The 26,678-nt window shown below is 62.2% G+C and carries 22 protein-coding genes; 12 read left to right on the plus strand and 10 right to left on the minus strand.

The window, feature by feature from the left end:
- The first annotated feature begins 138 nt into the window (after positions 1 to 138).
- Together KXR72_RS15220 and KXR72_RS15225 are read left to right on the plus strand one after the other, a co-directional pair.
- Positions 139 to 1,035: a LysR family transcriptional regulator gene (locus tag KXR72_RS15220; RefSeq protein WP_437421925.1), complete on the plus strand. Its 897-nt coding sequence runs from the start codon at positions 139 to 141 to the stop codon at positions 1,033 to 1,035.
- Between the two features lie 135 nt (positions 1,036 to 1,170).
- A complete protein-coding gene (locus tag KXR72_RS15225) occupies positions 1,171 to 2,562 on the plus strand; it encodes a S8 family peptidase (protein ID WP_437421926.1) in 1,392 nt (463 codons plus the stop codon).
- A gap of 18 nt (positions 2,563 to 2,580) precedes the next feature.
- Here KXR72_RS15225 and galE read toward each other — a convergent pair whose 3' ends face one another.
- Positions 2,581 to 3,645, minus strand: a complete 1,065-nt coding sequence (gene galE, locus KXR72_RS15230) for a UDP-glucose 4-epimerase GalE (RefSeq protein WP_437421927.1) — start codon at positions 3,643 to 3,645, stop codon at positions 2,581 to 2,583.
- A gap of 404 nt (positions 3,646 to 4,049) precedes the next feature.
- Between galE and KXR72_RS15235 the strand changes: the two genes are divergently transcribed.
- The 6 genes from KXR72_RS15235 to KXR72_RS15260 all read left to right on the plus strand — a co-directional run bounded on the left by KXR72_RS15235 (position 4,050) and on the right by KXR72_RS15260 (position 10,021).
- Entirely contained in the window at positions 4,050 to 5,234 is a 1,185-nt protein-coding gene (locus KXR72_RS15235; RefSeq protein ID WP_437421928.1) for a glycosyltransferase family 1 protein, read from the plus strand.
- Positions 5,222 to 6,463, plus strand: coding sequence for a UDP-galactopyranose mutase (glf, locus tag KXR72_RS15240; RefSeq protein WP_437421929.1), 1,242 nt, complete (start codon positions 5,222 to 5,224; stop codon positions 6,461 to 6,463). Before KXR72_RS15235 ends, glf begins: the two co-directional genes overlap by 13 nt.
- Positions 6,464 to 6,476: 13 nt before the next feature.
- Complete coding sequence (locus tag KXR72_RS15245) at positions 6,477 to 7,631, plus strand: beta-glucosidase (RefSeq protein ID WP_437421930.1); 1,155 nt, start codon at positions 6,477 to 6,479, stop codon at positions 7,629 to 7,631.
- Positions 7,628 to 9,433, plus strand: a complete 1,806-nt coding sequence (locus KXR72_RS15250; RefSeq protein WP_437421931.1) for an ABC transporter ATP-binding protein — start codon at positions 7,628 to 7,630, stop codon at positions 9,431 to 9,433. Before KXR72_RS15245 ends, KXR72_RS15250 begins: the two co-directional genes overlap by 4 nt.
- On the plus strand, positions 9,430 to 9,645 hold the full coding sequence (locus KXR72_RS15255) for a KTSC domain-containing protein (RefSeq protein ID WP_437421932.1): 216 nt from the start codon (positions 9,430 to 9,432) through the stop codon (positions 9,643 to 9,645). Before KXR72_RS15250 ends, KXR72_RS15255 begins: the two co-directional genes overlap by 4 nt.
- Before the next feature lie 160 nt (positions 9,646 to 9,805).
- On the plus strand, positions 9,806 to 10,021 hold the full coding sequence (locus KXR72_RS15260) for a dodecin (RefSeq protein WP_011915136.1): 216 nt from the start codon (positions 9,806 to 9,808) through the stop codon (positions 10,019 to 10,021).
- A 40-nt stretch (positions 10,022 to 10,061) separates the two neighbouring features.
- Here KXR72_RS15260 and KXR72_RS15265 read toward each other — a convergent pair whose 3' ends face one another.
- Positions 10,062 to 11,426 (minus strand): cation:proton antiporter, encoded by a 1,365-nt coding sequence (locus tag KXR72_RS15265; RefSeq protein ID WP_437421933.1) that lies wholly within the window; start codon positions 11,424 to 11,426, stop codon positions 10,062 to 10,064.
- A 212-nt stretch (positions 11,427 to 11,638) separates the two neighbouring features.
- On the opposite strand from KXR72_RS15265, the gene KXR72_RS15270 reads away from it, so the two are divergent.
- A complete protein-coding gene (locus KXR72_RS15270; RefSeq protein ID WP_437421934.1) occupies positions 11,639 to 12,562 on the plus strand; it encodes an NADP-dependent oxidoreductase in 924 nt (307 codons plus the stop codon).
- Between the two features lie 5 nt (positions 12,563 to 12,567).
- Here KXR72_RS15270 and KXR72_RS15275 read toward each other — a convergent pair whose 3' ends face one another.
- The 3 genes from KXR72_RS15275 to KXR72_RS15285 all read right to left on the minus strand — a co-directional run bounded on the left by KXR72_RS15275 (position 12,568) and on the right by KXR72_RS15285 (position 14,545).
- Complete coding sequence (locus KXR72_RS15275; RefSeq protein WP_437421935.1) at positions 12,568 to 13,563, minus strand: LLM class flavin-dependent oxidoreductase; 996 nt, start codon at positions 13,561 to 13,563, stop codon at positions 12,568 to 12,570.
- Positions 13,564 to 13,601: 38 nt separating this feature from the next.
- Positions 13,602 to 14,012, minus strand: a complete 411-nt coding sequence (locus KXR72_RS15280; RefSeq protein WP_437421936.1) for a hypothetical protein — start codon at positions 14,010 to 14,012, stop codon at positions 13,602 to 13,604.
- Positions 14,013 to 14,119: 107 nt separating this feature from the next.
- On the minus strand, positions 14,120 to 14,545 hold the full coding sequence (locus tag KXR72_RS15285) for a hypothetical protein (protein ID WP_437421937.1): 426 nt from the start codon (positions 14,543 to 14,545) through the stop codon (positions 14,120 to 14,122).
- Between the two features lie 123 nt (positions 14,546 to 14,668).
- Between KXR72_RS15285 and KXR72_RS15290 the strand changes: the two genes are divergently transcribed.
- From KXR72_RS15290 to KXR72_RS15300, 3 genes are all read left to right on the plus strand, one after another.
- Positions 14,669 to 15,742 (plus strand): aminopeptidase, encoded by a 1,074-nt coding sequence (locus KXR72_RS15290; protein ID WP_437421938.1) that lies wholly within the window; start codon positions 14,669 to 14,671, stop codon positions 15,740 to 15,742.
- A gap of 265 nt (positions 15,743 to 16,007) precedes the next feature.
- On the plus strand, positions 16,008 to 17,183 hold the full coding sequence (locus tag KXR72_RS15295) for a hypothetical protein (protein ID WP_437421939.1): 1,176 nt from the start codon (positions 16,008 to 16,010) through the stop codon (positions 17,181 to 17,183).
- A 12-nt stretch (positions 17,184 to 17,195) separates the two neighbouring features.
- On the plus strand, positions 17,196 to 17,918 hold the full coding sequence (locus KXR72_RS15300) for a ferritin-like domain-containing protein (protein WP_437421940.1): 723 nt from the start codon (positions 17,196 to 17,198) through the stop codon (positions 17,916 to 17,918).
- Positions 17,919 to 18,001: 83 nt separating this feature from the next.
- Here the strand turns inward: KXR72_RS15300 and KXR72_RS15305 are convergent, their stop codons facing one another.
- The 5 genes from KXR72_RS15305 to tssI form a co-directional block, all read right to left on the minus strand.
- Positions 18,002 to 19,141, minus strand: a complete 1,140-nt coding sequence (locus KXR72_RS15305) for a catalase family protein (protein WP_437421941.1) — start codon at positions 19,139 to 19,141, stop codon at positions 18,002 to 18,004.
- A 20-nt stretch (positions 19,142 to 19,161) separates the two neighbouring features.
- Complete coding sequence (locus KXR72_RS15310; protein ID WP_437421942.1) at positions 19,162 to 21,033, minus strand: di-heme-cytochrome C peroxidase; 1,872 nt, start codon at positions 21,031 to 21,033, stop codon at positions 19,162 to 19,164.
- A 546-nt stretch (positions 21,034 to 21,579) separates the two neighbouring features.
- Positions 21,580 to 22,059, minus strand: coding sequence for a hypothetical protein (locus tag KXR72_RS15315; protein WP_437421943.1), 480 nt, complete (start codon positions 22,057 to 22,059; stop codon positions 21,580 to 21,582).
- A complete protein-coding gene (locus KXR72_RS15320; protein ID WP_437421944.1) occupies positions 22,056 to 24,599 on the minus strand; it encodes a glycoside hydrolase family 24 protein in 2,544 nt (847 codons plus the stop codon). The genes KXR72_RS15315 and KXR72_RS15320 overlap by 4 nt, the downstream gene beginning before the upstream one ends.
- A 35-nt stretch (positions 24,600 to 24,634) precedes the next feature.
- On the minus strand, positions 24,635 to 26,677 hold the full coding sequence (tssI, locus tag KXR72_RS15325; RefSeq protein ID WP_437421945.1) for a type VI secretion system tip protein TssI/VgrG: 2,043 nt from the start codon (positions 26,675 to 26,677) through the stop codon (positions 24,635 to 24,637).
- Position 26,678: the final 1 nt, after the last annotated feature.

Here is a 26,678-nt window from a genome sequence, read left to right on the forward strand (position 1 = left end):
TCCGGAGAACGATGTAGAAGCCAGCTTGCTGGCGTTCGGCACCAAGCTGCTGGGGCGTACGGGATGAATGCACCCTAACCCTACGTGACCGAGAGGAAAAGCGATAAGATCGCTGCAACCTGTCAGGAAATCTCACCTATGAGTCACGGTCTTCCACCCCTCAACGCCTTGCGTGCCTTCGAAGCCGCAGCCCGACTGCTGAGTATCAGCCAGGCGGCGGCCGAGCTCAACGTGACGCACGGCGCCATCAGCCGGCAGATCCGACTGCTCGAAGACGACCTCGGCCTGGTCCTCTTCGCCAAGGATGGGCGCGGCGTAAAACTCACCGATGCCGGGCTGCGCCTTCGTGAGTCAGCGGGCGAGGCCTTTGCGCGTTTACGTGAAACCTGCACCGAGCTGCGGCAGCAGACGGCCGATGCACCCTTCGTACTGGGCTGCCCGGGCAGCCTGTTGGCGCGGTGGTTCATCCCACGGCTGGATCGCCTCAACCGGGACCTGCCGGATCTGCACCTCCAGCTTTCTGCCAGCGAAGGCGAGCTGGACCCTCGACGGCCCGGGCTCGATGCCACGCTCTGGTACGCCGAGCCCCCCTGGCCGGCAGATATGCGGGTGTTCGAGCTGGCAGCCGAACGCATCGGCCCGGTGCTTAGCCCGCATCATCCACGCGCGGAGGCGCTGCGCCGCGCGCCGGCTACGGCGCTGCTCGAGGAGGCATTGCTGCATACCGCGTCCCGTCCGCAGGCCTGGCCGGCGTGGGCGCAAGCGCATGGCATCGAGCCCGGCCGATTGCAGACGGGGCAGGGCTTCGAACATCTCTATTACCTGCTGGAGGCGGCGCTGGCCGGGCTGGGCGTGGCTATCGCGCCGCAACAGCTGGTAGCCGACGATCTACGCCAGGGCCGGCTGCTGGCGCCCTGGGGATTCGTCGAGGCCCGCGCGCGGCTCGCGCTCTGGGTGCCGGCGCGGCGTCTGGATCGCCGTGCTGAACGCCTGGCGGACTGGTTGCGGCACGAATGGGCCAAGGATGCCCGCTAGCGTGATGGCAAAACGCCGACTAACGGCTTCGCCATTCGTCTGGCGCCACTAAAACGACATCGTTCGTGCCGATACAGTCCGCACATAGGCCGCTCCGCTTGGGCGTGGCTGTCTGCAGTCGTTCGGAGAACAGTGATGGTCTACAAGAAACCTATCGGTCTGGTCATGTTCGCGTTGCTCGCCACGGGGGCCGAGCAAGTGGCTGCCAAACCCAGCCCCTCGGTTGACGCCTCCCTCAAGGCGGGCCGGCCGTTCGTTGCCGGTGAGCTGCTGGTGCAGTTCAAGGCCAGCGCGTCGGAAACAGCCAAGGCCACCGCGTTGAGCCGGCGGGGCGCCAAGGTCGGGCGCAAGCTGATCGACAAGGCCGCGCGCCGCGATGCCAAGGGTGATCTGGTCCAGGCGCAGCTTGGCAAGGGCCGCAAGGTCGACGCCGCGCTGATCGCGCAGCTGGCGGCTGACCCGGCGGTGGAATACGTGGAACCGAACTGGGTCTACCGCACCCAGGTGGCCAACCCCAACGATCCGGGCCTCAATCTGCTGTGGGGTATGCAGGGCGCCACCACTTCGCCAACCTCCACCTACGGCAGCGGCGCGCTGGCGGCCTGGAACGCTGGGGCATTGTGCTCGAGCAGCGTGCACGTCGGCATCATCGATGAGGGCGTGATGATCAACCACGGTGATCTGCGCGCCAACGTCTGGCTCAACCCGGGCGAGGGCAGCCGCGCTGACCGTAAGGACAACGACCGCAACGGCTTCGTCGATGATCTTCGCGGCTGGGACTTCGCCGCGAACAACGCCAGCGTTTACGACGGCCCCGCTGACGACCACGGCACTCATGTCGCCGGCACGGTGGCCGCTGCGGCGAATAACGGTGCCGGTGTGTTCGGTGTGTGCCCGAGCGCACGGCTGATATCCGCCAAGTTCCTCGGTGCAAACGGCGGTACTACGGCGAGCGCGGTCAAGGCGATCAACTACCTGACCCAGTTGAAATTGGCGAAGAAGATCAACCTGGTTGCCACCAACAATTCCTGGGGCGGCGGCGGCTATTCGCAGGCGCTGTATGACGCAATCAAGGCGGCCGGCAACGCCAACATCCTGTTCATCGCCGCGGCGGGCAATAGCGGGCTCGACATCGACGCAGCACCGAGCTACCCGGCGAGCTACCAGCTGCCCAACGTGATTTCCGTTGGCGCGCTGGATCAGAATGGCCGCCGCGCCAGCTTCTCGAACTATGGCGTAAACACGGTGCACATCGCCGCGCCCGGCCTGAACATCGTCTCGACGGTGCCCACCTCGACCGGCGCCGCCGGCTACGCCTACATGAGCGGCACATCGATGGCCGCGCCGCACGTCACTGGCGCTGCTGCGCTCTATGCCTCGCTCAATCCCTGCGCGACCGCCGCGCAGATTCGCGAAGCCCTGTTGCGACTCGCAGTACGTGATCCGCAGCTCACCGGCGTGGTGCAGCAGAATCGCCGGCTCGATGTCTCCAAGATTCGCAGCGAGCTGAGCTGCGGCGCACCCTGACGCACCCGCCGCGTTGGCCTAGCTGGCCAGCGCGGTTTCGGCGTTGGCGGCCTGGTCGGCCGCGACCTTGCTGGCGGCGTAGCCCTTGGGGTTGCGGCTCTGCCAGCGCCAGGCGTCGGCGAGCATGGTCAGCAGGTCTTTCTCCGCTTCCCAGCCCAATTCCTCGCGGGCCTTGGTCGGATCCGACCAGCACTGCGCGATGTCGCCGGGGCGGCGGGCCTTGTAGATGTGCGGCAGCGGGCGGCCGATGACTTCTTCGAACGCGGTGATCATCTGACGTACCGAGTAGCCGCGCCCGGTGCCCAGGTTCCAAACCTGCACGCCGCGTACCTGCTCCAGCCGCTCGAGTGCCTTGAGGTGCCCCTTGGCCAGGTCGACCACATGGATGTAGTCGCGTACGCCGGTGCCGTCCGGGGTCGGGTAGTCGGCGCCGTAGACGCTTAGCTGCTTGCGCCGGCCAACCGCGACCTGAAGCATGTAAGGCAGCAGGTTGTTTGGAATGCCGTTGGGGTCTTCGCCGATCAGGCCGGACTCATGCGCGCCAATGGGGTTGAAATAGCGCAGCAGTGCGATCGACCAGCGCGGGTCGGATTCCGCCAGGCCCTTGAGCACGTTCTCCGCCATGAGCTTGGATTGCCCATAGGGATTTGTCGGCAGGCCGGTCGGGTTCTGCTCAGTGATCGGCATCTTCGGCGCCTCGCCGTAGACCGTCGCCGAGGAGCTGAACACCAGCCGGAAGATGCCGGCCTCGGCCATCGCCTGGCACAGCGCGATGCTGCCGCTGACGTTGGTTTCGTAATAGCGCAGCGGCTCACGCACGCTTTCGCCAACGGCCTTGAGCCCAGCGAAATGCAGCACAGCTTTGATGGGGTACGAGGCGAACAGGGCGTTGAGTAGCGAGCGGTTGCGCACGTCGCCTTTAACGAACTGGACGTTACGGCCGGCCAGGCGCTCTACCCGATCCAGCGCGACTTTTGAACTGTTGCAAAGATTGTCCAGCACCAGCACTTCGTGGCCAGCCTGCAGGAGCTCCAGCACTGCATGGGACCCGATGTATCCAGCTCCACCCGTGACCAGAATCATGTATCTACCTCGCTTACCAAATTTCGACGCGCACGAGGCTGCACGGCTGACCGTATGAGCGCGGCCGCTGCAAGCATCTCCAGGGTTAGGGTCGGCGAGTCGGTCGGTGCTGACTGCAGGAAGCACACATGGCCGATGCCGGGTAAAACAGGCGTCCTGGGATAGGGACGGGAGAAGGTGTGAGCAAGTTCCAGCGAAGCGGCAGTCACCCGATGACCGACCTCTGAACGGGGCCTACGGAACCTTGGATCGTCCGCCACCGTCCATAGCCGGCGGACAGCGCTTGCGAGTTGGGTTTATCGGCTGTAGCGCGCCATCAGGTTTTGCTTTGCGCGGGCTGCGCGGGCCTATGTGATGCGGCAGAAGGGAATCTGGAGGGCATTGCTACCCTTTACGAGGTTTCCATGAGCTGGGCCGGACCCTACCAATACGAAATCGGCAAATCCCCCGACAAGCAGGAGACGCCGCCCGAAGTGATCTTCGACGAGCAGATCCCGACCCTGCTGTGCCTGTCCCACCTGCGCTGGAGCTTCGTCTACCAGCGCCCGCAGCACCTGATGTCGCGCTTTGCCCGTGATTTCAACGTGCTGTTCTTCGAAGAGCCGATCCCCACCGAGGATCAGCAGCCCTGGCTGGAAGTGCGTCCCGAGGAGAACGGCGTGCAAGTGCTGGTGCCGCGCCTGCCACACGGTTGCGAAGGCGAGACGGCGCTGCGCGTGCAGCGTGACCTGCTCGATGGCTACCTGGCCAAGCTCGGCGTCGGTGATCTGATGCTCTGGTTCTACACCCCGATGGCGCTGGGCTATGCCGGCCACCTGAAGCCCAAGCTGACGGTGTACGACTGCATGGATGAGCTGTCGGCCTTCCGCGGCGCGCCACCCGAGCTGGTCGAACGCGAGCGCGAACTGCTCAAGCGCGCCGACCTGGTGTTTACCGGCGGCTATAGCATCTGGGAAGCCAAGCGCGAGCTGCATGATGACGCCCATCCCTTCCCGAGCAGCGTCGATGTGGCGCATTTCGCCGAGGCTCGGCGGACCCAGGCCGATCCCGAGGACCAGGCCGAAATCCCCCATCCCCGCCTGGGCTTCTACGGCGTGATCGACGAGCGCTTCGACATCGAGCTGGTCGCCGACGTGGCGAAGCAGCGGCCTGACTGGCAGTTCGTGCTCGTCGGCCCGGTGGTGAAGATCGACCCGGCCGACCTGCCGCAGCGCGACAACATCCACTACCTGGGCGGGAAGACGTATGACGAGCTGCCGCGCTACCTGTCCGGCTGGGACGTGGCGATCATGCCGTTCGCGATGAACGAATCGACCCGTTTCATCAGCCCGACCAAGACGCCCGAATACCTGGCCGGTGGTTGCCCTGTGGTGTCCACGCCGATCAAGGACGTGGTGCGCACCTACGGCGATACCGAGATCGTCCATATCGCCGATACGCCCGAGGCGTTCGTCGCCGCGGTCGAGCAGGCCCTGGCCGATGGTGAAGACCGCGATCGCCTGTTGAAAACCGCTGACGAGATTCTCGGCGACATGTCCTGGGACCATACCTGGGCGCTGATGAAGGAGAAGATGCTATGCGCGATATGAGCCTGCGAGACAGCAACCCCGAGCACGCAGGCGGAGGCGCCAGCGAGGGTTCGTCCGGCCGCCGTCGCGGCTTCGACTATCTCATCGTCGGTGCCGGTTTCGCTGGTAGCGTGCTGGCCGAGCGGCTGGCGGCCGGCTTGAACAAGCGCGTGCTGGTGGTGGACCGGCGCCCGCACATCGGCGGCAATGCCTACGATCATTACGACGAAGCCGGTGTGCTGATCCACCGCTATGGCCCGCACATCTTCCACACCAACGCCCAGCGCATCGTCGATTACCTCTCGCGGTTCACCGAGTGGCGGCCGTATGAGCATCGCGTACTGGCGCAGGTGGACGGGCAGCAGGTGCCGATCCCGATCAACATGACCACGCTGAACAAGCTTTATGGCCTGAACATAACGACCGAGCAGGAGGCGGCGGATTTCCTCGCCAGCCGCGCCGAGCCGGTCGAGGACATCCAGACCAGTGAAGACGTGGTCATCAACGGCATCGGCCGCGAGCTGTACCAGAAATTCTTCCGCGGCTACACCCGCAAGCAGTGGGGCCTTGACCCGTCGCAGCTGGACAAGTCGGTGACCTCGCGCATCCCCACGCGCACCAACACCGACGACCGCTACTTCACCGACAGCTTCCAGCAGATGCCCAAGCATGGCTACACCAAGATGTTCGAGAAGATGCTCGCGCACCCGAACATCAAGGTGATGATTAACACCGACTACCGCGAGATCCGCGACGAGGTGCAGTACGACCATCTGATCTTCTGTGGCCCGATCGATGAGTACTTCGACTACCGCTTCGGCAAGCTGCCGTACCGCTCCCTGAAGTTCGAGCACAAGCAGCTCGAGCAGGAGCAGTTCCAGGCGGTGGGTACGGTCAACTACCCAAGCGAAGACGTGCCCTACACGCGGATCAGTGAGTACAAGCATCTCACCGGGCAGGTCCATCCACGTACCAGCATTACGTACGAATACCCGTCGGCCGAGGGCGACCCCTACTACCCGATCCCGCGGCCGGAGAACGCCGAGCTCTACAAGCGCTACCAGAAGCTGGCGGACGAGACGCCCGGCGTGACCTTCGTCGGCCGGCTCGGCACCTACAAGTACTACAACATGGATCAGGTGGTCGGGCAGGCGCTGGCGCTGTACAAGCGTATTGAAGAGGCCGAGCGCGGGCCCGAGGCCGGGGAAAGCGACGAGCATGCCCGCAGCCTGGCCGACCAGGCGCCGTGAGGGAGTCGTATTGATGCACCAGCCCTCGCTGTTCGACAGCTTCTTTCTGGGCGGCTTCGAGTGTTCGACGCACCGGCGTAGTGACGGCAGGCGGCTCGACCTGTTGGTTGCCACGGGGCATGACCGCTGGGCCGCGCACGACTACGGTGTACTCCAGCGCCACGGCATCCGCAGCGTGCGCGATGGGCTGCGCTGGCACCTGATCGAGCAGACGTCCGGCCACTACGATTGGTCGAGCTTCCTGCCCATGCTGCAAGCCGCGCATCGCCAAGGTACGCAGGTCATCTGGGATCTGTGTCATTACGGCTGGCCGGACGACCTCGACATCTGGCGGCCGCAGTTCGTCGAGCGTTTCGCCCGTTTCGCCGCGGCGGCCGCGCAGCTGGTCAAGGACGAGACCGACGGTGTGCCCTTCTACGCACCGGTCAACGAGATTTCATTCTGGTCATGGGCAGGCGGTGACGAGGCCTACTTCAATCCGATGGCCCGTGGCCGCGGCTTCGAGCTCAAGCACCAGCTGGTGCGGGCCAGCATCGCGGCCATCGAGGCGATCCGCGACGTGGAACCGCGTGCGCGTTTCGTCCAGGTCGACCCGGCGATTCACGTCACCTCGCGAAATGACCGCCCCGGCCCGCGACGCGCTGCGGAAGACTTCCGCCTGTCGCAGTTCCAGGGATGGGACATGCTCACCGGCGAACTCTGGCCGGGCCTCGGCGGTGCGCCGCAGTATCTCGACATCATTGGCGTGAACTACTACTCCGATAACCAGTGGTATCACGAGGACGGTCAGACCATCCCGCGCGATAGCACCGACTACCGGCCATTCAAGGGCATCCTTCGCGAGATCGCGCACCGTTACAAGCGGCCAATTCTGATCGCCGAGACCGGCGCCGAGGGCGATGTGCGTGGCGACTGGCTGCGCTACGTCAGCGAACAGGCCGGCCTCGCCATGCAGGCCGGTGTTCAAGTGGAAGGCATCTGCCTGTACCCGGTGCTCGACTACCCCGGCTGGACCGATGACCGCCATTGCCCGGTCGGCCTGCTTGGGTTCGCCGATGACAATGGCAACCGCTGCGTCCATCAGGGGCTGGCCGACGAGCTGCGCCTGCAGCAGATGCGTTTTCACCAGACCAGCCCCGCCCAGCACATCGCCGAAGCGCTGTCATGAACGCCCCGGCTGCCGCGCCCAAGGCCCGTCCCCGCGACGTGCCGTTGCCCAGCCGGCCGGTGGCCTTCCTCTGGCACTACATCTGCGCGCGGCCGTGGCATTTTGGGGGTCTGCTGGCGCTGATCGTCGGTGCGGCGAGCTGCGCGGTGGCGGTGCAGTACGGCATGAAGCTGCTGGTCGACTCCATGGCGCAGGGCAGCGCGGACCGTGCATCGGCCAACGTCTGGTGGCCACTGGGGCTGTTCATCAGCCTGATCGTCATTGAAAACGTGTTCTGGCGCCTGGGCGGCTGGCTCGGTTGCCGTACGGTGGTGGCCAGCGTCGTGGACATCCGCGTCGACCTGTTCAAGCACCTGACCGGCCACCCGATGCGCTACTTCACCGAGCACTTCGCCGGCTCGCTGGGCAATCGCATTTCGGCCCTCGGCGGTGCGGCGGGCTCAATCTACGGCGGCTTGGCGTGGAAGATCGTCCCCCCGATCGTCGACTTCCTCGGCGCCGTGGTGGTGCTGTTCACCGTGGACTGGCGCATGGCGGTGGCGCTGATCCTGTTCGTCGCCATCGTCGCGGCGCTGATCACCGGCTTCGGCATCCGCGGGCGCAGCAAGCACCAGCGCTTCGCGGCGCAGTCGGCGCGGGTTGGCGGCGAGCTGGTCGATGCCGTCTCCAATGTCTGGACGATCAAGGCCTTCTCCGCGCGCGATCGCGAGGCCGAACGCCTGGCCCATGAGATCGGGTACGAAGCCCGTGCCCAGCGGCGCAGCTGGATGTACCTGGAAAAGGCGCGGGTGATGCACGACATTTGCCTGTCGGTGATGGCCGGCGGCATGCTCGTCTGGGCCATCAGCCTGTGGGTCGACGGCTCGGTGACCGCCGGCGACGTGGTGCTGGTCAGCGCGCTGACCTTCCGCATCCTGCACGGCTCGCGCGACTTGGCGCTGGCGCTGGTGGACACCACCCAGCAACTCGGCGCCATCGACGACACCCTGCGCATCATCGTCCAGCCGCACGGCCTGGAAGACAGCGACACCCAGCTGATGCTGGCCGAAGGCGACATCACCTTCGAGGCGATCGATTTCAGCTACCCGGACCGCGGCGCTGTGTTCCAGGGCCTCGATCTGCACATCCCGGCGGGGCAGAAGGTCGGCGTGGTGGGCTCGTCCGGCGCCGGCAAGTCGACGCTCATCAACCTCATCCAACGGCTGGACGATGTGAAGGGCGGGCGCGTTCTCATCGACGGCCAGGACATCCGCAGCGTCAGCCAGGACAGCCTGCGCGAGAAGATTGCGGTGGTCCCGCAGGAGACGGCGCTGTTCAACCGCAGCATTCGTGACAACATCCGCTACGGCCGGCCCGGCGCCAGCGACGAGGAAGTCGAAGCCGCCGCGCGCAGTGCCTTCTGCGACGGCTTTATCCGCGAGCTGCCGCAGGGCTACGACACCCTCGTCGGCGAGCGCGGGGTGATGCTGTCCGGCGGGCAGCGCCAGCGCCTGGGCATTGCGCGCGCGTTCCTCAAGGATGCCCCCATCCTGATTCTCGACGAGGCCACCTCGGCGCTCGATACCCAGTCCGAGGCGGAAATTCAGGCCGCGCTGAACAACCTGGTTCATAACCGAACGGTCGTGGCAGTCGCGCATCGGCTATCCACCTTGGCGAGTTTCGACCGCATCCTCGTGCTGCGTGACGGGCGCATTGTCGAAGATGGGTCCCCGCATGAACTTCGTAGCCGAGAGGGCGAATTTCATGCGCTCTGGCGCATGCAGGCCGAAGGGTTCACGAAGCAGCCCGACAAGGCGCCATGAAACGCGTCGCGGTGAACTCCAGTAGCTTGCGGGCGCTGGGTTACGACCCGGACGGGAGAGTACTGGAAGTCGAATTTCACAACGGCTCGCAGTATCGCTACGAAGGGGTGCCGCCGGAGGCGGTGCAGGCGCTGCTGGAAGCCGACTCGCTCGGGCAGCATTTCAATCAGGTCTTCAAGCCGCAGCACTACGCTTATCGGCGGCTGACGTAGGGCTCGTTGGGCGCGACGCACCCCGCGTCAGCTCGACTCTGGCCTCTTGAGCGGGCCGATCGCGCCGCTGCGCTGAACTTCCTGCCCGCTCTACGGGCCTCAATGAGACAGGACGCGTCATCATCGAGCGGAGGCTCCTCAGACCAGAAGGGGACAGTTCATGTCGGACCATCACACGTACAAGAAGGTAGAAATCGTCGGTTCCTCGCGCAACAGCGTCGACGAGGCGATCCAGAACGGCATCGCCGAGGCGTCCAAGTCACTGCAAAACGTCGAATGGTTCGAGGTCGGCGAGATTCGAGGCCATGTCGAGAACGGCAAGGTCGGCCATTTCCAGGTCACCATGAAGGTCGGTTTCCGTCTCGCCAACAGCTGATGGCAACGCCCTCTCGCCGGCGCCCTTCGCCGGGCGCCCTTCAGGCGTGATCGGTCGGGGGTTGGCCGCGGCTGCGTTCATAACGACGCAGCAGCGGCTGAGTGCTCAGCCCGTGGATCAAGATGCTCAACACCACCACTGAAATGACCAACTGGATGATGTCGTCTGCTTCATCCGGCAACAGGCCGTGGGTGATGGCATAGCTCAGGTAGTAAAGGCTGCCGATCCCGCGGATGCCGAACCAGCCGACGGTCAGGCGCTGAGTGCGGTCCAGGTAACGCCGCGGCATCAACAGCCAGACGCTGAGTGGGCGGATCAACATGAACAGCGCCAGCGCCAGCGGTACTGCGCGCCAGTCCCAGTGGACGGAGACCAGCACGCCCAGCATGGTCACCAGCAAGACTTCCAGGCTGCGCTCCAACTGCCCGCCGAAGGTCAGGATGTCGCCCACCATCACGCCGGCGGCGACCTTGGGCTCGTCGATTTTGCCTTCCTCCAGCGGTAACTCACGCGGTACCAGGCCGCCTTCGGCAAGGTGCGGCACGGCGTGCGCAATCAACTCTTCGGAAGGGGTTTCGGACTCGTCCGCGGCATCTTTCTCGGCGTGCCGCAGGCCGAGGCCGGCGGCAAACACCGCGAGAAATCCCCAGGCGCCGATCAGCTCAGCACCAACGTAGGCCAAGGCAATCAGTGCAAGGGCCAGAGAGTCGTTGGGCGACATGGAGGTATCGGCGTGCCGCGCGCGAAGGTAGATGGCCAGCCGGCCGATGACGCGCCCGAGCAAGTAGCCGAACGCCAGGCCGGCGGGCACCGCCCAGAGCAGCCGGTGTAGCGCCCAGCCGCTGACCCAGCCGGAGCCGAGCGTGCCTTCCTCGATCAGCAGCAGGCCAAAGACGACGAAGGGAAACGCCGTGCCGTCGTTGAATCCAGCCTCGCCGGACAGGCCATAGCGCACGGGGTCACTGTCCCGTGAGTTGCTCACCTGCACCAGGCTCGCAAGCACCGGGTCGGTGGGGGCGAGGATGGCGCCGATCAGCACGGCGACTCCCCAGCTCAGCCCGAAGGCGTAATGACAGAACGCGGCAACCCCGGCGATGCAGGCCAGCATCACCGGGCCGGCGAGCACGTAGGCGCTTTTCCAGGCCGGGTGACTTAACGGCATGCGTAACTTGAGGCCGCTGACGAACAATGACACCAATACGGCGATTTCCGTGAGGTGTTCCATCCACCCTGCGATGTGCAGAAACTCCATTTCCCACAGGCCGATACCCAGTTGGCCAATGAGCAGGCCGAAGCCGAGATAGATCAAGGAAGTGGTCACGGGGAGCCAACGCAGGTAGGCCGACGCCAGCGCCAGGATCAAGAGCAGGACGCCGAGCACGGCCATCCATTCGAGAAAATTCATTCAGTGTTCCGATTCGGGTGCGTCGCGCGGACAGCTGCGGCGCCATGTTCCTTTCGAACCGGGCACGCGGGATGAGGTTCAGCATGCCCGGCGGATGACACGTCCCGTCCGCCGGGCGGAATTGCCTGCGCGATGCCCGGTCACTAGAAAGGCACCGTTGCGAGGCGCGGTGCTGCCAGCCCTTCGCCTCGCCCAGCCAGAGGGAGTACTCGATGAAAGCGATGACTTATGCGTGCTACGGCGAACCTGACGTCATGCAGCTCAGCGATGAGCCGATGCCCAAAGTGGCGCCCGGTGAGGTGCTGATCCGCGTGCGCCGCGCCGCTGTGAATCCGGTGGACTGGAAATTGATGGCCGGCAAGCTGGATGCGGTGATGCCCACCTTCTTCCCGGTGATCCCCGGCTGGGATGTGGCAGGGACGGTCGAAGCGGTCGGCTTCGACGTGCCCGAATTCGCCGTCGGCGACCCGGTGCTCGCCTACGCTCGCAAGGATTATGTCCAAGGTGGCACCTACGCCGAATTCGTCAGCGTCCCGGCCCGTTCGGTCGCGCGCAAGCCCGAGGCGCTGGGCTGGGACGAAGCCGGCGGCTTGCCGCTGGCCGGCCTGACGGCCTATCAGTTGCTGACGCGTCTGGGCATCGGCCGCGGCGACACCGTGCTGATTCATGCGGCCTCGGGCGGTGTCGGCGTGATGGGTGCGCAGATCGCTCGTAACCTGGGCGGCCGCGTGATCGGCACGGCGTCGAAGAAGAACCACGACTTTCTCGGCGCGCTTGGTATCGAGCCGGTCGAGTATGGCGATGGGCTGGCCGAGCGCGTGCGTGAGTTGGTGCCCGAAGGCGTCGATGTGGTCGCCGACTTTATCGGCGGCGTGCTGCCGGTCACCCAGGCGGTGTTGCGTGAAGGTGGCCGGCACGCCTCGATCGTCGATGACTCAGTGCAGCAGGCCGGTGGTCACTACATCTGGGTGCGCCCCAGCGGTAGCGATTTGCAGGTGCTGGCTGACATGGCAGCAGAAGGGCGGCTGGATGTGCCCGTCGCCGAACGCTTCCCGCTCGAGCGCGCCGCCGAGGCCATGCGCCTGAACCAGACCGGGCACGTACGCGGCAAGGTCATCCTGCGGATCGCTGACTGACGGGCTCAGCGCAGCCCGGCGACGATGTCGAACGCGTGATGGCGGTCGGCGGTTTCGTAGAAGTCGCAGGTAAAGATCAGCTCGTCGGCGCCGGTCTGCTCGAGCAGGACGTCCAGTCGCGCGCGGATCTTCGCAGGACCGCCGATCAAGGCCATACCTAGAAAACTTCCAACCGCATCCTGTTCGTGCGGCAGCCATTTGCCTTGCATGCTTCTGACCGGCGGCACCAGCACCAGGCTTTGCCCGCGTATCAGCGCCAGAATGCGCTGGTACGCCGTGGTGGCCAGGTACTCAGCCTGCTCGTCGGTATCGGCCGCCATCAACGGCACGCCAAGCAACACATAGGGTTTGTCGAGCACCTCGGACGGCCGGAAGTTGTCGCGGTATAGGCGAATCGCTTCGTGCACATAGCGCGGCGCGAAATGCGAGGCGAAGGCGTAGGGTAAGCCCTTCGCAGCGGCTAGCTGGGCGCTGAACAGGCTGGAGCCAAGCAGCCAGAGCGGCACATTGCTGCCGACACCCGGCATGGCAATCACGCGCTGGTTAGGCTGGCGCGGGCCAAGTAGCAGTTGCAGCTCCTCGACGTCCGCGGGGAAATCATCGGCGCTGCCCATGCGGTCGCGGCGCAACGCATGCGCCGTGAACTGGTCGGCGCCCGGCGCGCGGCCGAGGCCCAGTTCGATACGGCCCGGATAGAGCGCTTCGAGCGTGCCGAATTGTTCGGCGATCACCAAGGGCGCGTGGTTGGGCAGCATCACGCCGCCCGCGCCCAGGCGAATCCGCGACGTGCCGGAGGCCAGGTAGCCTATGAGCACGGAGGTCGCCGCGCTGGCAATGCCGTCCATGTTGTGATGCTCGGCGACCCAAAAACGCTCGAAGCCGAGCTGTTCGACATGTTGTGCCAGCGCCAGCGAGTTGCGCAGGGCAAGCCCGGCGTCGCCGTCGTCTCGGATGGGCGCAAGGTCCAGTGCGGAGAACCGCACCTGTTCGATAGGGGACATCTTCTACCTCTCTGCTGACGCGCCGCGCGGCGCGTCACTTAGTAACAGTGCTCGGCCTCTGCGTCGGCCACAACGTTGCGGTCTTCGTCGCGCAACCAGCCCTGCGGTGTGAAGCCCAGGGACCGGGCTTCGAACACATAACGCCGCCCGGGCTGGAAGTCGTCGTAACGAATGACCAAGGTACAGCGCAGGTACTGGGTCTCGCCGAACTGCCCAAGTCCGCCACTGCTGATTTCGAATTCGTAGCGGGCCTCGAGTTCATGCGCACCGGGATCGACCTGGAAGTAGCGCCCGTCGGGCGTGCGTTTGTCGTCCAGGCGATCGGACATGAAGATGTCGCTTGGTTGCGCACGCAGGTCAACCCAGGCCATGCCGGGGTCGGGCGCGGGTAGGGGGCTGGCGCAGCCGGACAGGCCGAGCGCCAGGCATAACGGCAAGGGCAGTCGCATGTTCAATCCTCCGAGCCGGGCTGAGCGCCAGGCCATGAGCCGTCGAGCCTGAGCCAGACAGCGCGGATTTTCAACGCCTGCCCGTTATTCCGCAGTGAGCGCGCCGTTCAGCGGGTCGCGACGCCACCGCAGCCGCGTTCGGTTGCTTTGGCCAGCAACTGGTCGTGCTGATCATAGAGCCGTGCCCAGGGGCGGAAGCCGTAGCCGCCGGCAACCAGCCGGTAGCGCATGCCGGCGTTGAAACGGTCGTAATCGAGCGTCAGGCGGCAGTCACGCTCCAGCGCGTCGCTGTCGCGGCCGACGTCGGCTGGAGCGACTTCGAAACGGTAGCGCATGCCGAGCTGGTGGCTGCCGGGTGTGACTTGAAAATAGCGGTGGTCATCGAGCGGCTTCTGGTCGACCGCCACGGCCTTCAGTTCGGTCTCGCCGTTGGGGGCCAGTTCAACCCAGGCCTGACTGGGGTCGTGCTTGGGCATCCACAGGGCGCAACCGCTTAGGCTGGTGAGCGCAAGCGCAACAAGCAGGATTCGCATGGCTGTCTCTCCGATCGGCAGCGGGGTCTGGCTGGCGATGAGGCGATGTCGTGGTTGGGTGGGCTTCGTTGTCGTTGTAGGCTCGGCACACTGCCCGCGAAGGGCCCGTATGCCAGGCGTTTCATGTCGAAGCCGACTCGTTACAAGCTCAAAAGCGCCCCAGTCGACAACCGTAGCCTACGTTGGGTTCCCCTGGTGTTGGCGGTGGCGCTGAGTGGTTGCAGCACCTATTACGGGCAGCTCGTTGCCGGCCAGCTGACGTTGCTGAGCCAGCGTGAATCCGTCGAGGCGATTATCGAGAGCCCGCGGACCGAGCCGGCCCTGCGCCAGCGCCTGGCCCAGGCACAGCAAGCCAGACGCTTCGCCAGCCAAGCGCTGGGCCTGCCGGACAACGGCAGTTACCGCGTCTATGCCGATATCGGGCGGCCCTATGTGGTGTGGAACGTATTCGCCACGCCGGAGTTTGCCGTGGCGCCACTGACGCACTGTTTTCCGATTGCCGGTTGTGTGGCGTATCGCGGTTATTACCAGCAGGGTCGCGCCCGGGGCGAGGCGGCGCGGCTCGGGTTGGAGGGGTATGACACCCACGTTGCCGGCGTGCAGGCCTACTCCACGTTGGGCTGGTTCGACGACCCGCTGCTTAGCTCCATGTTGCGCTGGAGCGATGATCGTCTCGCCGGGCTGATCTTCCACGAACTGGCCCATCAGCGCCTGTATGTGGCCGACGACACCGCGTTCAACGAGTCCTTCGCGTCTTTCGTCGAGCACGAGGGGCTGCGCCAGTGGCAGGCCCGGCGCGGCGTGGCGCCGGCACGACCTGGGCAGCCCCACCACTACGCCGACTTCAGCCAGCTGATGCTGGAGACGCGTGAACGACTGGCCGTGCTGTACGCCTCGGGCCTTGGCGCTGACCGGATGCGCACCGCCAAGGCAGCCGAATTCACCCGCCTGCGCCAGGCCTATCGACAGCTGCGCGACGCGCAGTGGCAAGGCGACACGCGCTTTGATCGTTGGATGGCCCAACCACTGAATAACGCCAGTCTGGTGCCCTTCGGTTTGTATGACCGGTGGGTGCCAGCGTTCGCTGCGCTGTTCGAGCAGGCCGGTGGCGATTGGCCGCGCTTCTACGAGGCGGTCGAAGCGCTCGGCCGCCTGCGTGCCGACGAGCGGAGCCGGCGGTTGGACGCGCTGATGTAAGGCGTCGTCGCCGCTTCGCTTGGCGCTATGTCCGGCAAGGCATCGCGGCGTTTTCCGTTCCGCTCGATAACGCCATGTTCGGCGGGGTTGGAGGCGGCCGCTCGTCGTGATATCGGCTTTTCGCGCCGTTTAACACGGAATTGTTTCGCCCCTGGTTCCGTCCATTTTCTAGGCAGTCAGCCTTGCTGACCCGTGATTAGCGCCTACGTGGCCCCTCAGGCTGCCGTACGCCGAACCTAGAAAAAGCCGTTCCAACGGAGGCTACATGGATAACCTATCGGGCATTCTCGATAACAAGGGCACGCCCCTCGACAAGCAGAAATTCACCTGGAAGGAGATGGCGGGCAAGCCCATCAGCAAGCTCGACGATGACGCCTTCACCCGGGTACGCATCATCCTTATGAACGGTATCGAGACCGATGCGCTGCGGCTGAAGCATGGCATCGCGCGCATTACCGGCCAGCTACGCGGGCCGCTCGCCGAGATTCGTCGGGTCGAGCAACACCAGGCAACGATGATCAATTGGCTGATCTCTGCCGATCACTCGCCGCTCGAAACCACGGTCGCCTATGAGCAGGTGGCCATCGAGGTCACTGCTGCGGTCGCCCAGACTGAACCCGATCCCTACCAGGCGCAGACGTATCGCTTCGGCCTGCTGGAAGACTTCGACCACCTGTATCGCTACTCGGCCATGCTCGACCGCCTCGAAGGCAAGGATGCCAACAACATCCTGCAGGGCTACACCGATATCGTCCCGGGCCGGCAGACGTCTGAGCACCATCGCCATCCTGAAAACGACCTGCGTGAAAGCTATGAAAAAGAACAGGCGGCGCTGATTACCAAGATTCATGCAGCAATGATCACGGCGGCCGAGTTCCAGACCCACGATTACTACATGAACATCGGCCCGTTGTTCGCCGATCCGCTGGCGCGGCAGCTCTACGCCGAGATTGCCTCTGTCGAAGAGCAGCACGTGACCCAGTACGGTTCACTGGCCGACCCGCTCGAGTCCTTCATAGAAAAGTGGCTGGTTCACGAGGCGATGGAGGTCTATGCCTATGCCAGCTGCGCCGAGCAGGAGACGAACCCGCGCATCAAGGCGATGTGGGAGCGCTTCCTCGATTACGAATTGGGCCATCTGAACATGGCCTGCGAGTACTTCAAGAAGATCGAACGCCGCGACCCGGCGGAGATCTTGGGAGGCCCGCTGCCAAAGATGATCGAGTTCAAGAGCCAGCGCGACTTCGTTCGCCAGGTCTTGGCTGCAGAAGTCAACCTTCGCACTAGCGGCACTCAGTACGTCGACAAGAGCCAAGAGCCGCAGAACTCCCTGGACTACCGCGCCCAACTCAACTCCGAAGGTGTCGCGTCGAACATCGTCTCGGCGGGCTACCAATGGGCGCCAGGTGGCGAACTGATGAAGATGCGCAAGGCTTCTTGAGGAGAACAGGACATGGCAACTTCCGCAAAACTCGGTACCAACTTCACTGGCGTGCAAATGTCTCCGAAGGACACCAAGCGCCTGCTCGATGCCGTCAACGAGATCCATCCAGACGTTCCTGGCGATTCCAAGGGCATGATGCTCGAGCGCTCGACGCGTGCCGAGGAAGCTGATCGCATTGGCTCGGTTCCTGTACCTGGGTCGGCCAAGGGCATGATCAAGTCGACGTTCGATATGGCGCTGGGCAAAAGCCCTGAGCTACTTGTCGACAAGCTAGGCGAGCGCCTGGCCTTCGAGCGCAGCGGTGTTCGGCTGTATGACGCCATGATCGCCAAGGCGAAGGCGCTCGAGACCGCCGGCTCCGATCTGGTTCAGGTACTGCAGCACATCCGCGACGAAGAGTTCGAGCACATGCACATGGTGGCCGAAGCGATCGAGACGCTCGGGGCTGACCCAACCGCGCAGACGCCCTGCGCGGATATCGTTGCGGTCAAATCGATGGGCGTCATGCAGGTGCTCACCGACCCACGTACGAACATTTCCCAGGGCATCAATGCGCTGCTCACCCTTGAGCTTGAAGACAATGCCGCCTGGGAATTGTTGATCGAACTGGCCGAAGCAGGCGGTCACCCCCGGATTGCAAAGGGCTTTCACAAGGCCAAAGAGCAGGAGGACGACCATCTGGTCAAGATCAAGACCTTGCTGCGGCGGGATCTAATCAGCCAAGTGAAGTGACACCGCGTGCGCTTCATCCTTTAGCGTGCCTCAGGGCACGCTTTTTTTTTGCGCATGGTTCTGCTTTAGGAAGCGCCCGCGAGTTACCGCAGCGCGCCGTTGCGCTCCAAGCGATAGGTGCTGATCGCCTCGTACACCGCCTTGCGCAATCGATTGATCCCGCCGATGGGGCGATGGGCTGGCAACGCATGCCAGGGGTTGAACGAGAGGTTGTCACAGGCGAGGTTCTGTTCGGGGCTGTCGAAGTCCTGAGCCGGCAGGCGGATGTCGGCAACTGTTTCAAATGGCGAAATCGCCTCGTCCCATTCGATGCTGGTGTCTTCGATCGGCATGTAGTGTTCGGGTTTCTGCCGTTGTACTTGCAGTTCGAAGCAGGCCGGTACGCGGTCTAGCGAGAGTTGTCGATAAAGCGCGCTGCGTAGAAAGTTCGGTAGGTCGCGGTTCTGCTCCGGCAGTGCGTAGGTCGGGCAGCGCTCGGGTGCCGGAATCACGCGGTACTTGATGTTCAGGTCGCCCAGCTTGTAGGGCGCGACCGAGCTGTAGGTAGTCGCGACCGGGCTCTCTGGTGCTGGGGCGAGGGTCTGCAGGGCGATGAACAAGTGGCGCAGTTGCCACGTCCTTGGATCGGCGCTGGGAAAGAACGCCATGGCCTTCTTGCCCTCGGCCTGCGCGGCAAAGTTGCTGCGGTACTCGGCGACGTCACTCACGAAGAAAACCGGGTGATTGAACATGACAAAGTCCTGTTCGCCGGCATGCCGCGGGTCGCGTGTGAGTTTTTCGCCAGGTACGTCGAGCAGCTTGATCGCCATGCCTCGAGCATCCTTGATGCGATCGAATTGCGGGTAGGCGTTGCCGTTGGAAAGCCTGACCCAGGCGCTCCATGCCTTGCCTGGATCACTGAACACGCCTTGCCTAAGCTCGGGTTCGAGGCGCTGACGCACGCTAACCTCGGCGCGCACGCAGCCGTGCGCCTTGGCATGGGCGTCACGCAGTACGCGGGTGTTCTCGCTGTGCTGCTCGACCACGGCGACCGCGTTTTCGATGATCGCCTGGGTGTCGGCGGCCTCGGTGGGCGCGATGACCTCTTCGCTCGAAACCGGACCGCTGTGCTTCACGTGGAACACCACTGCGCCGATCGCCCAGCCAGCTAGCCCAATGACAACCACCATGATTATCAGCTTGGCCAGAACGCGGCCAAGCCAGAGCCAGAACCTTTTAAGCATGTGCATATCCTTTGCGTTGGCTACGGGCAGCTAGGCCCTGGGTTGTGAGGTCGCGGTGGAATATCGGCTAACCGCGGTTCAAAGCGGGCGTCGCCCAGCACCTTGAGGTACTCGACCAGCGCCCAGCGCTCCTCGGGTGCGAGTGCTCGGCCGATGACGCCGTGTCCGCGGCAGCCGGCGCGGAATTCGTGCCCGCGGTTGCTGTTGCCGGTGATCGTCGTATCGAGCAGGAAGCCGCCTTTGAACGGCTCGGTTCGTATGCCGACGTGCTGCGGGTCGTATTCGCGGTTGCCAGCCCAGAACGTGACCTGTCGCTCGGCCACGGGCGACAGCAGCTGGAACAGCGTCGGCACCGAGCCGTTATGCAGGAAAGGAGGCGTCGCCCAGATGCCCTCGAGCGGACGCGCCTTGTAGCCACGAATCTCCTGCACACCGATCGGTAGTCCAAAGCCATCGAACTCGGCCCGTTCTTCCGGGGTGATACCGGCATTCTGGTAGGCGCGGTTCTGAACGTACGCGGTGAGGTAGGCGAGGCCTTTGGCGCTGGATACTTGCGTCAGATCCAGCGGGCCGGCTGACCGTCCGTACAGCTTGACGTCGAGCCGTGCCAGCTCGTCGGGCGTCCAGCCGAGGCGGGACAGGTCAAAGCGATGGTCAGCGATGTTGTCAGCCGTGGTCGGGTCGGTACCGACAACCGTGGTCGGGATGACGGGCATCTTCCATTCCGGGTCCCGGCCGGGAGCGAAGCGTTTGTCGACCGGCTTGGGTTTGGCCGCATGACAGTGGGCGCAGTTCTCGCGGTACAACGCACGGCCGCGGCTCGCCTGTTCCAAGTCGATCGAGCCCAGCAGCTCTTCGGGCCAACGCGGGGGTGCGAGCCGCATCAGCGTTGTTTCCAGGGTATGCAGGTCGCGTACGCGCACGCCTGATGCGTAGCGCTCATGTTCCGGCACTGGCTGCCCGTTTTCACGGAGCAGCTGCAGACGCGCACCAACGCCCAGCGCCTCGCCAATATTCCGCGCCATCGGCTGCATGGCCGAGCCGTTCCATTGCACCCAGTCGAATTTCCAAATGTCCCAGACCTGCGGATAGCTGACCGGGGCGTTGGCGATGCGGTAGTTGGCCGTGTCCAGCGCATCGCCGAAGGCCGTGTTAGCGATACGGCCAAACGCATCGGTTCGACCAAAGCCTTCCTCGGTCGGGTACAGGCCCCGGTGCCAGTCGTTGTAGGCCGTCCCCAGCAGTCGGTCCAGTACCTGCTTGAAGTCGCGGCGCAGCTGCGCGCGCGCCGGCTCGTCGTGCTCACCCAGTACCGCGTGGGCGAAACGGCTGAACTTGAAGGGGTTGTAATAGGTGAAGGCCATGCTCATGCCGAGCGCCTGACCGAACGAACCTCCACGTAAGGTCGGCACCGTCGAGGCCAGCGAGTGCATCGCCGCACCGCCGTCGATGCGGATTGCCTGGCCTTGGTAACGAAGCTCACCGGTGTGGCAAGCCGCGCAACTGACGTCCAGGTAGGCCCGTCCGCTTTCGTCGTCTTCGTGCCGAGCGAAGCCAACCGGCAGGTTGCCAGGGTTCAGCGCCGTGGCGCGTTGCGCAGGGTCGACCAGAAAGCCGAAGCGGGCGAGGTAGGCGGGTGTCGCGAACCTGTCCTCATTGAAGGGCAACTCCAGAGCGGTAAACCAGTCGTACTCCAACCCTTTAACTTGCGTGCCTTGGGGCGTGTAGTAATAGGTCTGCCGGTCCGCCTCGCTCCATTGATCAAGGTAGCGAAGCCCTTTGGGTGCCTCGTATTCCGGAAGGTTCGGAAAGGCCACGAAATACAACCCGACCCCTATGGCCACTACGGCCATCATCAGCAGCCCGAGTAGGGCGCGTCGCAGCAATCGCATCTGTACGTCCTTGTAGCGTCATGGCGAATGCGCGTTTATGGCAGGGTTGAGCAGCGATGGCAATGAGACATTGTTGGTTTCGGTGACACGTTACCGTGAGTGCTGTCTCGGACAGCTATTCAAGATCAAGCAAACTTCCTTTCACAGAAGTTGAAATGCATGGGAGATAAGTTAGGTAGTTAGAGTTTTTCTTAACTAATATGCCGTGCTTGGGCTCTTGAATACCAGCAACTCTATTAACGCTGGATACTACGGCGTACGTATAGTCGACATTAGCAAAACTAATAGAGTTGGTCAGTTCGCTGTCAGACACGTTGCCTATTGAGATTACTACCTCGTCTAATGGTTTTTTAATTCTAGCTCTGGCGGATGGTTAGGTCGTCCGAAAGTATAAGTAATCGTATTGTCTTGCTTATGTAGTTCGATGAGCTTGTTAGATTCCATTGTGCAGCTGAAGAGAAGCTTAGGCTCTTCGATAGTCTTTGCCGCTAGGGTGGACGAGAAAGCTAAAGTCAAGGCCAACATAATTTTGTAAATGGAGTTTGTTTAGACATTATTCACGCTGCATTTTTTCAGCACGTTATTTTCTTGATCAACAAAATCCGGCTCATTTATCCATTCTTGTGAATTCGATATTTTGTTGTAAAAACCAAGCCACTTAATTTTTGCAGACCTATCTGAAATCATTTGCATCTCAGCAATTGGTATTGCCCTAGAAAAGCTATCCCAGTCTAGCGACATCCCACCAAATCCTAAATCAGTAGGCTCGATTAACTTTATAACCAATTTTTTTTTGCTAAATTTTCCAGTGGCATGTATGTAGATTTGGTTCGCATTAACCTCCATTGTTATGTCTTCCTTGCTAGCAATTGAGATCCAGCCACTTTCGTCACAGTTTAGTGCCCATTTCCCTGAAAGGTCACTTTCTTTTAATGGTTCGTTCTCGCTGCCATGTCCTAAGGATGATAGGCAGAGAACACCCACAGCCAATAAGCAACTGGGCGTAAATATAGACATAATGGTCAATATCCAAACTCCTCTAGAAACCCTGATTTTATATGTAAGTCTGTTTCACCTAGCTTTTCTTCCTTGAGGAATTTTTCATAATTCCCAAGAGCCTCCTCCATGGTTTCTATAGGCTGCCCATATCTGCTGGGAGGTAAGCTAGCCCATATCCAACTACAGCTCTCTATGGCTTCTTTTATTTTGTCGTCCACGATCATTTTCAGAGCATTTCCCTTAGTGGCATATCTAAGCAATACGACCCCGAACCTATCTTGGGATTCTGGGGAAAAATCTTGTATCCTCAGTCTGCTCCTTGTCTTTATATAGTTGGCGTCACTCCATGTATACCCCATTACTTGATATGCCCCTGCTGCCGAAGAAACATATCCTCCAGTTTTTATTTTAATTTGTGGGTGGTCAGAAAAATCTTTCCCATGATCCTTAATGAAAGATGAACCACCGAATAATCTTTCATAGCCGCGAGGGCCAACAGTTCCCTCTCCGACCCTAATCATTCTCATAAATGCACGGACTCTTAGCTCTTTAAGAGAAATCTTTGTAGGGTGAGTAAATGCAGCCGATAGCCACATAGGCTGAAAATGCCAAGCGCTCCCGTCCGCACTGATTCCACCCTTACCCTTCAAACTCTCCCACCAACTCAACTGCTCAATACGCGCCTTTTCGCTTTCCCAATTCTGGTTCGGATCAACATACGGGATATGCCCCATCAACGGATCCAGTTCATCCCACTTATCGGCCTTCCAGAACCACTCGCTCTCATAATGAGTAACCAGTTGCGCGATGGATTGTGCATGCCAGGGTTTTGCCAAGGCGCTACGGATCTCGGTAGCAGTAAGCTTGTTGTCGCGATTGGTGTCGATTATGTCGCAGAGCCTTTTCTTAACTGGCCCCTGATCTTCCTGGCTGACCATGGCGCGGTAATTCGCGCGCTCCTCATCGGTAAGTCGACGCAAGGCATCGTAAAGGTAGGCGGCTTTGCCAATCGGGCGGCCGGTTTCCTTGATGAAGTCGTAGCCCACCCATTCCCAGGGGCTATGGCGAGTGGTGATGGGCTCCCGTTCTGCCAGCCAGCCACTGATAGGATTACCGCTGCTATCAGCGAGCAGGTTGTTCAGTCTCCACCAGCGGGTCACCGCGGGCTTGGTACTGCCTGGCACAGTCGTACTAACTTGCAGTTTGTGGTCGGCTGGTAGTGCGTCCAACAAGCTTTGTGGAATGATCAGGTCGACGCCAACGGTTGCTCCCGCATCGCTGGCCTTCGGCGGGTTGTTGGCGTTGATGTCCTCGCGGTGTGAGATGAGTTTGCTAGCCCCCTTGTAGACCTTCAGGAGGGTTTTTTGTTGATTGGGCAAGCCTGCAGCCCATGCCCGGCTTTGGGCGATGAAAGCGGGTACGTCTTCACAACTGAGAACCTCCAGATGCAGGAGTGGTTTGGCACCCCCTTCATCGTGATTCTGGTACTGGCCAAGGTGCCCAATCAGCTCGCCAGCCTTGATCGGATAGGGCTTGGGCAATACATGCACTTGATCCAATACGGGTTCCGAGCGAGTGGCTTCGAGCGAGCCAAAATGCACGAAGCCTTTTATGTTGTGCGTGCTATCGGCCGACAGCGGCACTACGTCATGCCCTTCGATGATTTGCTGTAGTTCCCGATAGGCTGCTGTTCCAGCCTTGAGCGAAAACTTTGCTCCAACAGGGAGCAAGCCGGTTTTCGGATCGCTACTTTTGCCGTTACCCGTTTTTCTTACATTCAGGCCTTTTTGTGGGGCAAGGCTCGGCTCCTCATCATCGGCATCGTCTGCGACCCGAAAGGTATCTGGTTCACCCGCTACGGCTTGCATTTCCTTGATGAAGACCCACGACTCTGCGCCTGTGAGCGCGGGTATGGCGCAGCCTTCCACGATGCTCAGTAACTTGCGCCAGTTGGAAGAGTCGGTGCCTGGAGCGACCTTCACCTTGGTACCTTTGGGTAGCAAGGCAGTGACTGCGCCATTCTTGGGGGCTGCACGTACTCGCAAGCCGCGCACGCTATCGACAGCCTTATCGGGCTTCACGCTGTATAGCGTGTCCCCCATGAAGCCAGGGGCTGTAGGTGCTCCTGTCTTGCTGTAGCTGTCCCAGTCCAGCAGGTGCATGTAGAGGCTGAAAAAGGTCAAGGAGGGGGACGGTACAGGCGTCACGCCTTCCTTCGGCGGCAACGCTGGCGCCTCCAGGCGATGTTTGACCAAGACAAAACAGCGCGAGAATGGGGCCGAGAAGGTGGTTTTCGCTGAGTTGAGGTAGAGGCTTTTGGGATAGCTTTTGTCAATTCGATAGGCGATCACCTCGCCATCGGCAATGCAGCACACTTGGGATTGATCGAATACCACCGCTGTCTTGTCGTCGAAATGAATGCCGCCATGCCACTGGCCATTCTTGCCGATGGGGTAGTAGCCACCGCCCGCCTTGGCCATCGCGGTCAGATGTTGAATGGGATTGAGATTTTCCTCCTTGGGCTTGAAGGGAAAGCTCCAGTTGTTAACTTTGGTCGTGTCGCTCATGTCTACCGATCCTTGATTGTTTACTTCCTAAGCCATCAGCCCGAGAAGTTGAACATTCGTTTGGGCTGCTTGGGTTCTGAGGACTCATTCGCCAACGCCTGCTCCAACAAACTCCCCGCCTTGTCGCTATCCGCCTCGCCCGGCAACACTGGCGGTTTGATCTTGATCCCCGATCCCTTACCCGGCGCGCCGCCGGCGTTGATTTTCACCAGCGGGCCAGAGACTGTGATGCCGCCCGGATCAAGCTTGATGAAGCTGCCGCCGGCCTTGAGGGTCAGTTCGATGCCGGCTTCGATGACCATCTTCTGGCCGGCCTTGAGGTGAATCTCGCGGCCGGCCTTGGTCAGCTGCGCGGCCCCAAGCTTGATGTGCTGGTTTTGGCCGACGGTGAGGTGGTCGTCGGGTTTGATTTCTACCTTGCGATCGCCGCTTACGCTCAGGTGTTCCTCGGCCTTGAGCTCGCTGTAGCTGTTAGCTTCCACGGTGTCGTGGCGCTCATGGCCGACGCGGATCTTCTGGTCGTGCTCGATGGTTTCGTCCCAGTCCCGCTGGGCGTGGATGTATATCTGCTCAGCGCCCTTGCGATCCTCGATGCGCAGTTCGTTGTAGCCGCCCCCGCCGGGGCTCGACAGTGTCTTGAAAACGCTACGGGTCTTGTTTGCCGGCAGGTCGTAGGGGACCTGATGTTCGGCATGGTAGAGGCAGCCAGTCACCAAGGGCTGGTCGGGGTCAGCTTCGAGAAACGTAACCAGTACTTCCATACCGACGCGCGGGATGGCGATACCGCCGTAGCGGTCGCCGGCCCAGCTTGAGCTGACGCGCAGCCAGCAGCTTGTCTTGTCGTCGGCCTGGCCTTCACGGTCCCAGAAGAACTGGACCTTTACGCGGCCGTACTCGTCGCAGTGGATATCTTCCCCCGCAGGGCCGGTGACGACGGCAGTTTGAGCGCCAAGCGCGCGAGGCTTCGGGTGGTTCAGGGCGGGCCGATAGGCGACATCCCAGGGCGTGGCGGTGAACTGGTTACGGTAGCCTTGGGTAAAACCGTCATGTGACGTGACGTCGCTTGTTACCGACTCTTCCAGCACCTGCGGCTGTTTGCCTTCGTGTATCACCTCGTTCAGCAACCAAAGGTCGTTCCATTCCTGCCGAGGGTGGTCGGAGATTTCCAGAAGGTGACCGCTGACGAGCGTGGGCTGGTCGCTTCGGCCTTCGGCCAGTCGATAGTCGGCACGATGACGCTCCAGGGCGCGCTGGGAAAGATGCTTACCACGGGCGCGATCCGTGAAACGGCCGGGATAGTCGTAGTCTTCCAGGTCCGGTCGTGGCGTGGCCGTTTGATCTGTGCCCTTGTGGCCGGCCTCCATCACCAGACGCGGCTGCTCGAAGTCGTAATCGCGTCGGCTCACTCGGTTGGTACGAGTCTCCAAGCGAACTGCGAAGCGCTTGATCACCGGCTCGTCGGCGACTAGCCCGCTGTCCTGCACATACGCGGTGGGCTGGCCAAGTTTGGGGAAGCTCGTCTGGTCATCACCGAACACCAGTACATGACCCTGCGGGCTGTGCTCGAAGTGATAGTGGATGCCTTCTTCTTCGCATAAGCGCTGGACGAAGTGCAGGTCGGTTTCGTCGTACTGGGTGCAGTAGTCGCGCTCGGGATAGACCACCGGGCCGAGCTGGAAGCGATAGGCGTTCGCCTGGATGCCGTGGCGTTCTAGCACCTGGGCGATGATCTGCGGCACGGTCAGGTGCTGAAAGATGCGCTGATCGGTACGGTGCGTGAGGTAGGCAAGCTGCGGAACGAGGGTCACCCGGTAGCGCGTCAGGCGCTTCCCTGAATCGCCTTGCGCAACGCGGTGAATCAATCCATGAATGCCGTTGCCTGCAGGCGAGAGCTCAAGGAAGGCTGGCTGATACAGCAGGCTCTGCAGATCCAGATCGGGGCGCTCGCTGACCAACTCCAGGTCGAAGCGGTAAGGCTGGCTGATGGCCTCGCGACCGGTAAAGGCAAGCACCTGCAGGTCATGCTCGATACCTTCGATCGTGAGGCTGAAATGGGTGTCATTGGCCGTGTTGAACATG

Source organism: Stutzerimonas chloritidismutans (genome assembly GCF_051486945.1).
Classification (GTDB): Bacteria; Pseudomonadota; Gammaproteobacteria; order Pseudomonadales; family Pseudomonadaceae; genus Stutzerimonas; species Stutzerimonas chloritidismutans_B.

Coding starts and splice junctions, on each gene's coding strand:
- KXR72_RS15220 (WP_437421925.1), top strand. CDS start 139: ATGAGTCACGGTCTTCCACCCCTCAACGCCTTGCGTGCCTTCGAAGCC.
- KXR72_RS15225 (WP_437421926.1), top strand. CDS start 1,171: ATGGTCTACAAGAAACCTATCGGTCTGGTCATGTTCGCGTTGCTCGCC.
- galE (WP_437421927.1), bottom strand. CDS start 3,645: ATGATTCTGGTCACGGGTGGAGCTGGATACATCGGGTCCCATGCAGTG.
- KXR72_RS15235 (WP_437421928.1), top strand. CDS start 4,050: ATGAGCTGGGCCGGACCCTACCAATACGAAATCGGCAAATCCCCCGAC.
- glf (WP_437421929.1), top strand. CDS start 5,222: ATGCGCGATATGAGCCTGCGAGACAGCAACCCCGAGCACGCAGGCGGA.
- KXR72_RS15245 (WP_437421930.1), top strand. CDS start 6,477: ATGCACCAGCCCTCGCTGTTCGACAGCTTCTTTCTGGGCGGCTTCGAG.
- KXR72_RS15250 (WP_437421931.1), top strand. CDS start 7,628: ATGAACGCCCCGGCTGCCGCGCCCAAGGCCCGTCCCCGCGACGTGCCG.
- KXR72_RS15255 (WP_437421932.1), top strand. CDS start 9,430: ATGAAACGCGTCGCGGTGAACTCCAGTAGCTTGCGGGCGCTGGGTTAC.
- KXR72_RS15260 (WP_011915136.1), top strand. CDS start 9,806: ATGTCGGACCATCACACGTACAAGAAGGTAGAAATCGTCGGTTCCTCG.
- KXR72_RS15265 (WP_437421933.1), bottom strand. CDS start 11,426: ATGAATTTTCTCGAATGGATGGCCGTGCTCGGCGTCCTGCTCTTGATC.
- KXR72_RS15270 (WP_437421934.1), top strand. CDS start 11,639: ATGAAAGCGATGACTTATGCGTGCTACGGCGAACCTGACGTCATGCAG.
- KXR72_RS15275 (WP_437421935.1), bottom strand. CDS start 13,563: ATGTCCCCTATCGAACAGGTGCGGTTCTCCGCACTGGACCTTGCGCCC.
- KXR72_RS15280 (WP_437421936.1), bottom strand. CDS start 14,012: ATGCGACTGCCCTTGCCGTTATGCCTGGCGCTCGGCCTGTCCGGCTGC.
- KXR72_RS15285 (WP_437421937.1), bottom strand. CDS start 14,545: ATGCGAATCCTGCTTGTTGCGCTTGCGCTCACCAGCCTAAGCGGTTGC.
- KXR72_RS15290 (WP_437421938.1), top strand. CDS start 14,669: ATGTCGAAGCCGACTCGTTACAAGCTCAAAAGCGCCCCAGTCGACAAC.
- KXR72_RS15295 (WP_437421939.1), top strand. CDS start 16,008: ATGGATAACCTATCGGGCATTCTCGATAACAAGGGCACGCCCCTCGAC.
- KXR72_RS15300 (WP_437421940.1), top strand. CDS start 17,196: ATGGCAACTTCCGCAAAACTCGGTACCAACTTCACTGGCGTGCAAATG.
- KXR72_RS15305 (WP_437421941.1), bottom strand. CDS start 19,141: ATGCTTAAAAGGTTCTGGCTCTGGCTTGGCCGCGTTCTGGCCAAGCTG.
- KXR72_RS15310 (WP_437421942.1), bottom strand. CDS start 21,033: ATGCGATTGCTGCGACGCGCCCTACTCGGGCTGCTGATGATGGCCGTA.
- KXR72_RS15320 (WP_437421944.1), bottom strand. CDS start 24,599: ATGAGCGACACGACCAAAGTTAACAACTGGAGCTTTCCCTTCAAGCCC.
- tssI (WP_437421945.1), bottom strand. CDS start 26,677: ATGTTCAACACGGCCAATGACACCCATTTCAGCCTCACGATCGAAGGT.